Genomic DNA, 13,234 nt, shown 5'->3' with positions numbered 1-13,234 from the left:
GCCCATTGCCGTGGGAACCAGCCTGCTGGCAATGGCGTTTTCAGCCCGTCAGGAAGGCCGCATCACGTGGTCGCGAGCGCCGGCCGCGCCACAATCCTGGTCTTCACCACCGCCATGAGAATAAGACCGGCCACCAGCCAGAAGCCCGCCACCAGGTAGAGCGAGGCCTTGGGCGTCCCCGTGGCGGTGTTGACGAAAGACACCACCGAGGGCATGACCGCGGGTCCCAGATTGCCCAGGCTGCTGACCAGCGCGATACCTCCGGCCGCGATCTTCTTGGGAATGACCTCACTGGTGGCGGCAAAGAACAGCGGCGTCGCTGACGACTGGCCAACCGTGAGAATAACCAGGCCCAGAAGCGACAACACCAGCGTGCCTTGAGTGAAGACGAGAACGACCGCACCGATCGCACACAATGAGCAGCAGAACATGAAATGCCGGCGCCGCTCGTTATGCCTGTCGGAGCTGCGCCCGATGAATACCATGGCGAAGACAGTAATCGCCGGGCCGATGGACGAAAGCAAACCGACGGTGAAAACATCCTTCACGCCCCAGCTTTTGATCAGTGTCGGCGCCCAGAACACCATCACGTAAGTGGCGCCCAGAACCAAAAAATACACAAGCGACATCACCCAGACCTGGGGGCTGGCCAGCAGTGTGCCAAATGAACCGTGCGAGGTTCCCTGGCCGGCCTGTGCCTCGTCATCGTCAAGCAGTTGGCGCAAACGGGACTTTTCATCAGCGGACAGCCAGTTGGCGTCTTCCGGTTTGTCCTTGAGATAAAAGAAAGCAAAAACGCCGAGAAATGTGGCGGGCAGGCCTTGCATGACGAACAGCCACTGCCAACCCCGATACCCCATCACACCATCCATGTACTTCATGATGGCACCCGACATGGGTCCCGCGAGCAGATAGGCGATAGTGGCACCGGTCATGAACAGGGCGATCGCCTTGCCACGCCGCGGCCCCGGATACCAATAGGTCAGATACAGAATGATGCCGGGAAAGAAACCGGCCTCGAAGACCCCCAGCAAGAAGCGCAGGACATAGAACACCGTGGTGGTTTGCACAAACATCATGGCCGAAGCGACCAGGCCCCAGCAGAACATAATACGCAGCAGGGTTTTACGCGCGCCGATCCGCTCGAGAATCAGGTTGCTGGGCACCTCGAACAGAAAGTAACCGACAAAGAAGACACCCGCGCCAAAGGCGTAGGCGGCATCACTGAATGGCAGCGACTCCTTCATCTGTAACTGTGCAAAACCGATATTAACGCGGTCGAGGAAGGCGATGATGTAACAGACGATCAACAGTGGCAGCAGACGCCAACTGATTTTGGAAAACAACGCCTCATCCCGTGGGCTGTACTGAACGGTGGGCGCCTTGTGATCCGGAGCATGGTGAGCCATGACAGGTCTCCCTTTTTGTTCTTTCGTTTTATCGTTGTTGGGCTGCTCGACAGGCGTCACACGGCGACACGGCGCCGGGCGTCTTCATCAACCAGATCTTTCTTCGACAGCTTGCCCACGGCGGTCTTGGGCAGTGCCTCACGGATCTCCAGGCCGTGCACCATCTCATGCTTGCCCAGCTTGTCCTTGAGGAAAACCTGCAGCTGTTCCAGCGTGAAGGGACTGGCGCCGTGCTTGAGCGTGACAAAAGCCTTGGGAGACTGTCCCCGGTACTCATCCGGCACGCCGATAACAGCCACTTCCGCAACGGCGGGGTGTTGGTAGATAGCTTCTTCAAGCACACGCGGATAGACGTTGTAGCCACTGCACAACAGCATGTCCTTGCAGCGATCAACGATGAAAACGAAGCCGTCCTCGTCCATGTAGCCGATGTCGCCGGTGCGGAAGAAGCCGTCGAAGGTAGTGCTCTCGACGGTGGCCTCCGGTTTGTTCCAGTAGCCCTTCATTACATTGGGCCCCTGGATGCAGATCTCGCCTTTCTCACCCAGCGGCACGTAGCGCGTCGGGTCGTCCAGATCGAGCATTTTGATGGTCACGCCAGGATGTGGAATGCCGCAGGAACCGGCCTTGCGCTTGCCTGGAATGGGCGAGAAAGTCCCGGTCGGCGAGGTTTCGGTCATACCCCAGCCTTCCGCCAGCCGGGTGCCGGTAATGGCGTTGAAGCGATTTCCCACCTCCACTGGCAACGGCGCGCCACCCGAATTGCACATCTTGAGCGTACGCAGGTCATAGCGGGCGGCATCGGGATCGTTGATGACGGCGGTGAACATGGTCGGCACGCCACAGAAAAAAGTGAGCTTCTTCTCGGTGATATCATGCAGCGCCGTCTTCGGATCGAAGCGCACATGCTGCACGATTTCCGCCGCGAGGCGCACGGCCAGCAGCAGGTTGACGGTCAGCGCGTAGATATGGAAAGGCGGCAGCACCGCGAGCACGCGTTCCTTGCCCATCTCGAACATCGGCGGCGTGCCCAGTCCGGTGGTGACCACCTGCTCCACCGCCGAGGACAAATTACCGTGTGTCAGCATCGCCCCCTTGGGCAGCCCCGTGGTACCCCCCGTGTACTGCAGAATGGCGAGAGTCTCGCGCGGATCGTCGATGCCGTGGGCCCGGTACCAGCCATCGTTATCGACCAGCTCGGCGAAGCACATATGCCGCCCATCGGCGGGAATAGCCACGGTCTCTCCCCTGGCGGCCATCGCCGCCGCCACCTGCTCCGGGGCACCCGCCATTTCCGCCAGATTGCCGACAATCAACGTTTTCAGCCGTGTCGTGCCCAGCATGGCGGCCATCTGCGGGTATAGAGCAGCCATATCCAGCGTAATGAGAAAATCGGTCTGGCTGTCCTCGATCTTGTGCTTGAGCACATTGGCGGCGTCGAGCGGCGAATAGTTCACCACCGTGCCGCCGGCTTGCAGTACGCCAAAAAGGCAGACCAGGTAATGTGGCGTGTTGGGCAGGAACAGGCCGACATGAACGCCCGGCCCGACACCGAGCTTCTGCAGCCCGGCGGCGACCCGATCGGTCAACGCGCCGAGCTCGCGGTAGTTCATGTTTCGCCCCATAAAGTCGATCGCGGGTTGCTCCGGGTGATTAGCCACCGCATCAGCCAGGATCCGCTGTACCGCTTTGGGGGTGATTTCGGCGTCCCAACGCACGCCCGGGGGGTAGGACTTCAGCCAGGGTTGGTTATTCATTGTATGTCTCCCGAAAAAAAGCCTGCACGCGCTCCATGGGCAGCGTGTCTTTACGTCTGGGAAAGCCGGTGATTACCGGGCACGTTCGAGGCGAGCCTTCACCGGCAGGGTGGATGGAGGCATGTGGGAAGAACATCCGCACCGTCTTTTCCTGACGCTCAACCATCTTTTCGCGCCCCAGGAGGCCTGAAAAGGTGCGAATAGCCGATCTACCGGTGAGTTCAGGTCAGGCGCGCGACGAGCGGAGGTTTTTCGTGGAGAGCCGTGAGGCGGTTCAGCCGCTTCGTTGAGAACAACCACTTTTTCTCTGAACCGTGACAAAAAAACCCGTCCAGAGGACGGGTCAGCTCAAAGCTCAATGGAATGCGTAAAGGGTAGCGATGGCGACCAGGGCCGCCATCGAAATTCATACTTCGAGCCACTCCTTGCGGATCGCCTCATCGGCACGCAGTTCTTCCGGCGTACCCTCGAAAACGATCTGGCCGTGGCCCATTACCAGCACCCGGTGTGAAATATCCATGGCGATGGAGAGTTTCTGTTCCACCAGCAGAATGGACACACCGGCGTTGGCGATGTCACTGATCAATTCACCGATTTGCTTGACGATCAACGGTGCCAACCCTTCGGTGGGTTCGTCGATCATCATCAGCTCCGGGTCACCCATCAGCGTGCGGCACATGGTCAGCATCTGCTTTTCCCCGCCGGAGAGCACTCCGGCTGGAGAGTCCGCGCGGCGCGCCAGGTTGGGGAACATATCCAGCATCTGCTGAACCTTCCATTTGCCTGGTTTGCGCGGATTCTTTATGCCCAGCTCCAGATTCTGGCGAACCGTCAGGGTGGGGAAAATATCCCGGTCCTCCGGCACATACCCCAACCCGCGGCGGGCGATGGCATGGCTGGGCAGGCCGGCGATTTCCTTGCCCCGGAAACGGATCGATCCCTGCGGCGGCACTTCGCCCATGATCGATTTCACCGTGGTGGAACGGCCAACGCCATTTCGCCCCAGCAGCGACACCACTTCGCCTTCGTTGAGATGGAAATTCACCCCGTTGAGGATGTGACTTTTGCCGTAGTAAGCGTGCAGATCGTTGACTTCCAGCATCATGCCGCCTCCTCGCCAAGATAGGCTTCCCGTACTTTGGGATCGTTACGGATGTCCTCCGGTTTGCCGGTGGCGATGATTTTGCCGTACACCAGAACCGAGATACGGTCGGCCAGTTCGAACACCACCCCCATATCGTGTTCCACGATCATCAGGGTCCGGCCTTCGGCCACCTGACGGATCAACTTGATGGCCTGGGCGGTTTCGCTATTACTCATCCCCGCGGTGGGCTCATCCAGTAATACCACCGGGGCATCGCAGGCGATGGTCATGCCGATTTCCAGCGCCCGCTGGCTGGCATACGGCAGAGAGCCGGCCGGCACGTCACGCAGTGCTTGCAGACCAATCATTTCCAGCACTTCCTCGGCACGCCGATTGGCTTCTCGTACCCGCGCCGCCGGGCGCCAGAAAACGTAGCCGGCATGGCTTTGCTTGAAGCAGGCGCAACGCAAATTCTCAAACACACTGAGATTGACAAATACGTTGCTCACCTGGAACGAACGCGCCAGCCCCCGTTGCTGAATCTTCTCCGGCGACAGGCCGTCGATGCGTTCCCCGAACAGCTGAATTTCTCCACTGGTGGGAGGAAAAGCGCCGGACAGCAGATTGAAGAACGTGGATTTACCGGCACCGTTGGGGCCGATAACAGCGTGGACCTCGTTTTTCTCCACTTCCAGGTCCACGCCACAGATTACTTCCGCGGGGCCGAACTGCTTTTTCAGCCCCTTGATGGTCAAGGCGCTCATGCGTTCACCTCCCGGTTTTTCTTGGTCGCCCGCATTACCAGCACGCCGATCACCAACGCCGCCACGGCGGCCAGCCAGCCGGTGATGCCACCCGCCTGGAATTGCATGCCGAAGACGTTCACGGTATCGCCACCACCATGGCCGGCGAACATCAGCTCGATGGCAATGATCAACCCTAGCGCGATCAACAAGACCGCTACGGCACCTCCGAGCCAGCCCGGCAGACGTCGCGTCAAATGGCCTTCACGGTAAGCGGTCCGAACATGCTCGATACCGCCGCCCAGACCACGCGGCGCGAACATCACGATGGCCAGGAAAATCAGCCCCACATACAAAATCGAGGCGTCCGAGTAATCGCTCAGCAACGAGTTCATCAGCGTTACCAGCACCGCGCCGACGATCGGACCGTAAAACACACCCAGTCCGCCCACGGCGGCCATCAGCAGAGCCAGCCCCGAAGGAATCAGCCCCAACGACTCCGGCGTGATGATCTCGTAATTCACCGCCGCCATACCGCCGGCAAGACCGCCAAAGGAGCCGGACGCGATGAACACCAGGAAGCGGATATTGCGTGGTTGGTAGCCGATGAACTGCATCCGGTCCGGGTTATCCCGCACCGCGTTGGACATACGCCCCAGCGGCGTGCGGGTGAAAGCCCACATGGCCAGAACCGCGGCGAAGGTCCAGAACGCGATGAACCAGTACACATCCGCTGCCTGTGCCAGCTCCAGACCGAACCATTGCGGTCCGACCATGCGATTACCGTAGATGCCCGCCTCACCACCGAACACGGAGGGGAACATCTGGCCGGCGGCGGCGATCATCTCGCCGAGCCCGAGCGTGATCATGGCAAAGGCGGTACCGGCACGGCGGCAGAACGGCCAGCCCAGAATCAAGGCCACCAGGCCACCGCCGATCATGCCGATCAGCGGCATGGCCACCACTGGCACGTGCGCCCAGAATCCCTCTCCCGCATAGGAGGCGTCGTCAATGGCGATCATCGCGTGCATGGCGGCATAGCTGCCAAGGCCAAAAAATACCGCATGACCAAAGGACAACATACCGCCCTGCCCCAACAGCATGTTGTAGGACAGCGCGAAAACAATATTGATACCGATAGCGTTCATCAGCGTGAAGCTGAAGCCATCGGTAAAGATGAAAGGCAGGATCAACAGCACCGCGGCGAACACCAGCCACGGCACCAGCCCGCGCAGAGAAAAACGGTTATTGGAGCGGATCATGGTAGCAGTCATGTCGTCACTCATGGTTCAAGCTCCCCCATCAGACCGCGGGGCCGGAAGATCAGAATCAGCACCAGCAGAATGAAAGGAGTCATCGGAGCCAGGTTGGCCAGGGTGATGCGCGCCACTTCGCCATACGGGTCGATCTGCAATCCGAAGATACCGAGAATGTCGGCAATGGAAGCGTCAATGGCCACGAAGAACGTCTGCAGCAGGCCAATCAGCAAAGAGGCGTAGAACGCCCCGGGCAGCGAACCCATGCCGCCCACCACGACCACCACGAAGACAATCGGGCCCAGAGTGGCCGCCATACCCGGTTCCGTGGCCAGCAGAGGACCACCGATAACACCGGCAAGCCCGGCAAGCGCACAGCCGAAGCCGAACACCAGCATGAACAGCCGCGGTACGTTATGGCCCAGATGTCCGACCATGGCGCCATGAGTGAGGGCGGCGCGGATCATCATGCCAACCCGGGTTTTCTTCAGCAGGTACCAGAGGGCGACGAACATCAAAATGGAAATCAGAATGACCACGCCGCGGAAAATGGAGTAGTCCGTACCGAACAGAGTAAACAAGGGCTCACGCAGGTATTCCGGCTCGCGGTACGGCACCGCCACCGTACCCCAGGTGAGTTGCACCAGTTCGTCAATGACATAGGCCAGACCGAAGGTAAACAATAGCTCGGCTACGTGACCGTTGGCGTGCACGCGGCGCAGACCGAAACGTTCCACCACGCTGCCCACAACGCCCACCAGAATGGGGGCCAGGATCAGAGCCGGCCAGAATCCGGTGTGCATACCCAGGGTGTAGGCAAAATAGGCGCCCAGCATATAGAAGCTGGCATGGGCGAAGTTGAGCACCCCCATCATGGAGAAGATCAGGGTGAGACCGCTGGACAGCATGAACAGCAAAAGGCCGTACAAAATACCGTTCAGCAGCGAAAAGAGGATAATTTCGAGCATGAGCAGGCTCCCGGGGCAGCGGAATCTCCGCTGCCCTTACTGCATCAACAAGGAGTCATGGCCGCCTTTAGTTGGGGCGGCGCATGCGGCAAGTGGTGGGCAGGGTCACGTCCTCACGAGCGATCTCGGCCACCTTGTGGAAGTTGTAGTCGGTGCCTTCCGCGCCGTATTTCATGCCGTCTTGCATTACGGAAATGAACATCGGCAGTTGGATCTGGTGATCCTCGGCCCGCATGGTCACTTCACCGGTGGGCGTTTCGATGCTCAGTCCTTCCAGCGCCTTGGCCAGATCCTTCGGATCGGTGGAACCGGCTTTATCGGCGGCCGCCTTGAGCATGTCGAGCATGGTGCTCAAACGCAGGTAGTAGAAGTCCCAACCGGTTTTTTCATACATTTCCACCTGACGCTGGGCCATCTCCGGATCTTCGAAATCGCCGTAGTACTCGTTGATCTGATAGATGCGGTCCACACCCTTGTCACCCAACTGGGTCACCACGCCGGAGCTGGCACCATAGTAGGTGTAGAACGGCGCTTTCAGACCGAATTCGGCGGCGGCTTTCACCAGCAAGGTGATGTCCTGACCCCAGTTACCGGAAATCACCGCGTCGGCGCCGGAAGCCTGGATCTTGGACACATACGGAGTGAAGTCCTTGACCTTGGCCAGCGGATGGAAGTCATTGCCGACGATTTCGATGTCCGGGCGCTTCTGCTTCAGCATTTCCTGAGCGGACTTGGACACCGCGTGACCGAAGCTGTAGTCCTGGTTGATCAGATAGACTTTGTGAATGTCCTTATTACTGGCGATATAGTTGGTCAACGCGTTCATTTTCATGTCCGCGTTGGCATCGAAGCGGAAGTGCCAGTAGGAGCAGCGATCATTGGTGAACGCCGGATCCACCGCCGCGTAGTTCAGGTACAACACTTCCTCGCCCGGGTTGCGGCGGTTGTGTTTCTCCACGGAGGTAATCAGCGCGGACGCGACGGAGGAACCGTTGCCCTGGGTCACCAGCTGGATACCATCATTGATGGCCTTCTGCAGTTGTACCAGGCTCTCCTGCGGGTTCACTTTGTTATCCAAACCGACGATTTCCAGTTTGGCACCGTTCAGGCCGCCATTGGCATTGATGCGTTCGGCTTCAAGCTTGAGGTGTTCGAACGCCGGTTGGCCGGCGGCGGCCATGGGACCGGTGAGCGGGTCGATCAAAGCGAGTTTCACCGTCTCCGCGGCGCTAACAGCGGTGCCTGCCAGCAGCAAGGAGGCGGTGACGAGGGTACGAACGGACTTCAACATTTAGGCTCTCCACTTTGTTGTTGTTTTGCCGTTTTATTTCATCGCCGCGAGTAGGCGACGATCCACTTTCGTGGAACATCCTTCCGTTTCACAGGCCGGGGACGTTCCTTTGAATGATGCCAAGGAGGCATTCAATGTAATTCCAATGTTTCTGTCAGGGCCGGCGAAAGCGGCCATGCCGTTAAGTATGTTCCTAAGTTTTTTTACCTGTCCAGCCCCATCGCATATCCAATTTACGAACACTAAGTTGCTGTTTTTCCTTCATCTTTCTTCTAATTCCACCTCTATTCTTAAAGTAATGCGCTGTACTCCGTCCACCACCAAAACCGATAGAAATACGGTGAAAACCGTCATCCCCAAGCCCGCCCAGCCCCATTGTCGCCGATGACTGTTTGGTCACAGTGAACGGAGACAGCAGCGCTGCTGTTTTTTTGAACGAAACTTTTTATGTTTCGGCGAATTTACCGCCTTTACGCGGCAGACCAGCCTCTTTTTTTTCGGCGTGTTACTTTTTTTCCCACAAACAGTAACAGCCTTCACCCTGTCTGATCCTCGCCTTTGCTTTTCCGTGGCACGGCCGTACCATGAAAGGCCTTTCCGGCTTACCCGGCCGCTCCCCACCGGACGCCGAGACGTTACGCAAAGTAACACCAGGGGAGAAAAGGTATACATGTCTGTTATTTTTTTCTCTTTTTGAGCATTTTTTGAGCAGATTCCGCCATCACTGATCACTTTTAAACCATTTCAACCCGCTTTCCCTTATTGACCCTCACGGCGGCGGCGGGTTGAATGCCCGCGCATCGTTTTATGCGGCCGCCCTCCATGGCGATCGCCCTCCGGGCGGTCACATCGGTGACGTGAAGAATCACTCCCGGCGTTTTTTAAAACACTGATTTACAAGAACACTCCGCCATGGACGGCGGCCAAACCAAAAGAACAACGCCTGCCTGCTCCATTTCCGGTGCCATGCGGATCGTCCCAATCTTGCCGGATGACTGCCATGGCCGAAATGGCCAGCCCCGGTGCCCTGTCCGGTACCGGCCTCCACTTCGAAGGATCGTTCACGCGGTGCGGACGGTGACGTCGTCCGGTTTTCGCCGTTGGTCGGAACAGCCCGGCTTGTCGTGACACCAAGAGAAAAACAGTAACGATCAGGGACCATTCGACCGGTCCCCAGCGGAGAGCGAAATACAATGAGGATAACAGTCCTGGCCGGGGCGGCTTGCGCCCTTGGCACCCTGCCCCTGTGCCTGCCGTCCTGGGCCGGAGAAAACCAACTGAACGAGGACGCCGGTGTCGCCTGGACGGTGAAGGGCGCCCTCGGTACCGCCATGCGGGTGCAGTCCGCCAACAAGGACCTGCTGTTCGCCCCGGACGTGCCCGGTGGCGGCCAAACCAATTCGGCGGTGGCCGACGACGGCAACATGAATTACGACGCCGGCGACCTGGTCAACGGCGTGGCGCAGCTGTTCGGCCGCTTCGACTTCAAATACCGGGATTACGGCGCGGTGATCAGCGCCAAGGCCTGGTACGACTACATCCTCAAGGAACAGGACGTCCCCCACGGCCATTTCCCCAACGGCTACCAACCGGATACCCCCCTCAACGACGATGACTTCGACCGGCGCGCGCGATTCTCCGGCGGTAATGTTCAGGAAGCCTACGTGTACGGCAACTTTGATTTGAACGGCCACCCGCTGTCGGTAAAAGTCGGAGATCAATTTCTGCTGTGGGGCCGTAGTATGTACTCGCGCGGCTCACTGTCGTCCTTGAACGCGGTGGATCTGGCCGCGCTGCACCGTCCGGGTTCTGGCTATCAGGAGTATCTGATTCCATCCGGCATGGTGAGTCTGGAATTCAGCCCATTCGAGCAGCTTTCCGCCAAGGCGTTCTATCAGTATGACTGGGAGAAAGCCGTGCTGGACGGCTGCGGCACTTTCTATTCTTCCCTGGACAACACCGCCATCGGTTGTAACGGCACCTTCTCCGGTGGCACACCGCTACCGAGCCAGGACGCCAAGGAACAGGGATTGTATTTCGTGCGGGAGGGAGACGACGACGCTCGCGACGACGGTCAGTACGGCTTCAAGTTCGACTACCAGTTCGCTAAAGCCAAGGCCAAGGTCGGCGCCTACTATTTCAACTATCACATGCGTTTGCCGATCTACTCCACCCGTAAACTGGATACGCCCAGCCCACAACCGTCGCCGTTCAACCGCGTACACTACTTTTATGAGTACCCGGAAGACATCAAGGTCTTTGGTCTGACCGCGGACAAGACCTTCGCCGGGATCGGCAATCTGTCCATGAATCTGAGCTACCTGAAGGACATGCCGATCCAGATCAATACCTCGGACCTCACTTCGCAAACCGCCAACAGTACCCTGGGCGGCAACAACGCCAAAGTGCCCCCGGGCACCCAGGATTACATCAACGCAGTGGCAAACGGCGAAGTGGTCCACGGCTACCGGGAATTCGACATCCAACGGGCCGAGTTCACCTTCACCACGGTAATCCCCGAACTTCTCAAGGCGCAAAAAACCGTCGTGTCCCTGCAAACCGCCTTTGAATGGATTCCGGATCTGCCGGGCACCAGCGAAATGCGTTTCCGCCGCCACACCCAGTACGGAGTGGGCGACCCCGGCGACAAAGGTTACGTAACCGATTTCAGTTGGGGTTACCAGGTGTCGGTGAAATCCACCTACGCCAACCTGCTCGGCCCGGTCACCGTGACCCCGGGCTTGTCATTCCGCCACGGCGTGGACGGCTACGCCAGCGATGATTCCCTGCAGGAAGACCAGCGCTCGCTGGGTCTGTCGCTGGGGTTCGATTATGGCAACAGCACCACCACGCTGTCTTACACCACCTATAATGATCAGGCCTACAGCACTGTCTCCGATCGTGATTACGTGGCACTGAGCACCAGCGTGACTTTCTGATCCGTTTCACAAGGAAGCCGGTGGCCCGCGGTTGCCGGCAAGCAAGAGGAAAACCAATGAAAGCAAGGAAATACGCCCTTCCCGCTCTGCTGTTGATGTTGTTGAGCGGTTGTCTCTCGGTGTACAGCAACACCAGACTGGTGGACGTGAAGCCCGACACCGAGAAGGCGGCGCGGCCCCCCTATCAATCGGTGGTGGTGGGCCTGCTGGTGGACCATGAAATACGGCCCCTGTTGGAGCATGCCATCGTCGACCGGCTGCGCGACCGGGGTATCGACGCCCACGCGGCTCTGGATGTCTACGGCCACAAAGGCATTGAAGGCAAAAGCCGTGATTATCTGGCACAGCGCATGCGTGACGAAGGCTTCGACAGTGCCGTGGCGATTCATTTACTCGATAAAAAAGTCGAGGACCTGCATGTGGGGGGCGGAGTCTCCTCCCAGGCGCCGGTCACCGCCGGCCTGACCATGCAACCGGAGACCTTCGGTCCGGACTTTTTTATTACTGAAACGCTATATGTGACCCGCACCGATTTCTGGGATGTGGCGCAGCAGGCGATTGTCTGGCAAGGCACCACGGTGACGGCGAATCAACGCGGTCTGGAAGCCGGCGCGGAAAAATTCGCCGATACCATCGCCGATGGTCTGATCACCGCCGGTTTGTTTCAGGCGCAATAGCCTAGGGCGGAACACCCGGCGTTTTTGTTTTGTTCCGCCCATTCGGCACGGTATGCTGTCGATTCTGTCGGGCCGGAACCAGCCGCGCCCCCATTCCAATAACAGCAGGCAGCATTTCAACATGGCAAACGCTACAGAACAGCGCGTGGAAGCAAATGGTCTCACCTTCCACGTCGGTGAGTATGGTGAACGGGGCCGCCCCGCCATTATCCTGTTGCACGGGTTCCCCGAATGCGGGTACTCCTGGCGTTATCAGGCCCCCTTTCTCGCCGAGCTGGGCTACCACGTTCTGGTACCGGATCTGCGCGGCTACGGTTACAGTGACGCGCCCAAGGAGCCGATGGCCTATCGGCAGAGCGAACTGGTCAAGGACGTCATGGGCATACTCGATGCTTTTGGCGCCGAGCAGGCGGTGGTCATCGGTCATGACTGGGGTTGCGCCCTCGCCTGGCAGGTGGCCCGCGAGAATCCCCGGCGGGTGCGGGCGGTGGTGGGTCTGTCGGTGCCCTACCCCGGGATCGGTCCCCGTCATCCCACCGAGCAAATGCGTCAAGCCTTCGGCGAGCGCTTTTTCTATCAGCTGTATTTTCAGCAACCGGAAATCCCGGAGCGGGAGCTGGAAGCGGATGTACGGGATTTCCTGCGTCGCATGTACCACGCGTTGTCCGGCCCCGGCATGCGGGAGAAACATCGTGCCGCCAAGCCGGTCACCGGTTTCCTCGACATCCTGCAGCCGCCCAAAGGGCCGCAACCGGCCTGGATGAGCGAGGCGGACCTGGATGTCTATGTGCAGCGTTTCGAGCACAGCGGCCTGACCGGCCCCATCAACTGGTACCGGGCCATGGACGCCTCCTGGGAAGAACAGCACGCCGACGGCCGCCAACGAATCCAGCCCACCGCCCTGTTCATTGGCGGCGAGGAGGATCCGGTGATCCAATTCGCCGCCAAGGCGCTGGAGCGCATGCCCTCGCAGATGGATGATCTCACCGATATCATCATCCTCGACGGCATCGGGCACTGGATCCAGATGGAAGCGCCGGACCAGGTCAACCAGCATCTCAAAACCTTTCTGGACAAACTGGACGCTTGAACCTGGACGCTTGAACAATA

The 13,234-nt window shown here is 59.0% G+C and carries 11 protein-coding genes; 3 read left to right on the top strand and 8 right to left on the bottom strand.

Features of this window, described 5'->3' with window-relative positions; translation table 11 throughout:
* Positions 1 to 62: 62 nt before the first annotated feature.
* The 8 genes from A6D6_RS08830 to A6D6_RS08795 form a co-directional block, all read right to left on the bottom strand.
* Entirely contained in the window at positions 63 to 1,409 is a 1,347-nt protein-coding gene (locus A6D6_RS08830) for an MFS transporter (RefSeq protein WP_159660516.1), read from the bottom strand.
* Between the two features lie 56 nt (positions 1,410 to 1,465).
* Positions 1,466 to 3,166 (bottom strand): long-chain-fatty-acid--CoA ligase, encoded by a 1,701-nt coding sequence (locus A6D6_RS08825; protein ID WP_159660515.1) that lies wholly within the window; start codon positions 3,164 to 3,166, stop codon positions 1,466 to 1,468.
* A gap of 221 nt (positions 3,167 to 3,387) precedes the next feature.
* The gene (locus A6D6_RS08820; protein WP_133492674.1) at positions 3,388 to 3,576 is read right to left on the bottom strand and encodes a hypothetical protein; all 189 of its coding nucleotides are present in this window, start codon (positions 3,574 to 3,576) and stop codon (positions 3,388 to 3,390) included.
* The gene (locus tag A6D6_RS08815) at positions 3,573 to 4,271 is read right to left on the bottom strand and encodes an ABC transporter ATP-binding protein (protein ID WP_201303740.1); all 699 of its coding nucleotides are present in this window, start codon (positions 4,269 to 4,271) and stop codon (positions 3,573 to 3,575) included. Before A6D6_RS08815 ends, A6D6_RS08820 begins: the two co-directional genes overlap by 4 nt.
* The gene (locus A6D6_RS08810) at positions 4,268 to 5,014 is read right to left on the bottom strand and encodes an ABC transporter ATP-binding protein (RefSeq protein WP_159660514.1); all 747 of its coding nucleotides are present in this window, start codon (positions 5,012 to 5,014) and stop codon (positions 4,268 to 4,270) included. Before A6D6_RS08810 ends, A6D6_RS08815 begins: the two co-directional genes overlap by 4 nt.
* Positions 5,011 to 6,279, bottom strand: coding sequence for a branched-chain amino acid ABC transporter permease (locus A6D6_RS08805; RefSeq protein WP_159660513.1), 1,269 nt, complete (start codon positions 6,277 to 6,279; stop codon positions 5,011 to 5,013). Before A6D6_RS08805 ends, A6D6_RS08810 begins: the two co-directional genes overlap by 4 nt.
* Positions 6,276 to 7,217, bottom strand: a complete 942-nt coding sequence (locus tag A6D6_RS08800) for a branched-chain amino acid ABC transporter permease (protein ID WP_133492677.1) — start codon at positions 7,215 to 7,217, stop codon at positions 6,276 to 6,278. Before A6D6_RS08800 ends, A6D6_RS08805 begins: the two co-directional genes overlap by 4 nt.
* Before the next feature lie 67 nt (positions 7,218 to 7,284).
* A complete protein-coding gene (locus tag A6D6_RS08795) occupies positions 7,285 to 8,508 on the bottom strand; it encodes a branched-chain amino acid ABC transporter substrate-binding protein (RefSeq protein ID WP_159660512.1) in 1,224 nt (407 codons plus the stop codon).
* A gap of 1,193 nt (positions 8,509 to 9,701) precedes the next feature.
* On the opposite strand from A6D6_RS08795, the gene A6D6_RS08790 reads away from it, so the two are divergent.
* The 3 genes from A6D6_RS08790 (at position 9,702) to A6D6_RS08780 (ending at position 13,214) form a co-directional block, all read left to right on the top strand.
* Positions 9,702 to 11,447: a DUF1302 domain-containing protein gene (locus tag A6D6_RS08790; RefSeq protein WP_236564045.1), complete on the top strand. Its 1,746-nt coding sequence runs from the start codon at positions 9,702 to 9,704 to the stop codon at positions 11,445 to 11,447.
* 56 nt (positions 11,448 to 11,503) lie between these two features.
* Positions 11,504 to 12,124 (top strand): hypothetical protein, encoded by a 621-nt coding sequence (locus A6D6_RS08785; RefSeq protein ID WP_159660511.1) that lies wholly within the window; start codon positions 11,504 to 11,506, stop codon positions 12,122 to 12,124.
* Positions 12,125 to 12,245: 121 nt separating this feature from the next.
* Positions 12,246 to 13,214, top strand: coding sequence for an alpha/beta fold hydrolase (locus A6D6_RS08780; protein WP_236564044.1), 969 nt, complete (start codon positions 12,246 to 12,248; stop codon positions 13,212 to 13,214).
* Positions 13,215 to 13,234 lie beyond the last annotated feature (20 nt).

Source organism: Alcanivorax xiamenensis (assembly GCF_009846745.1).
Taxonomy (GTDB): Bacteria; Pseudomonadota; Gammaproteobacteria; order Pseudomonadales; family Alcanivoracaceae; genus Alloalcanivorax; species Alloalcanivorax xiamenensis.
This window is presented reverse-complemented; position numbering and strand designations above follow the sequence as displayed.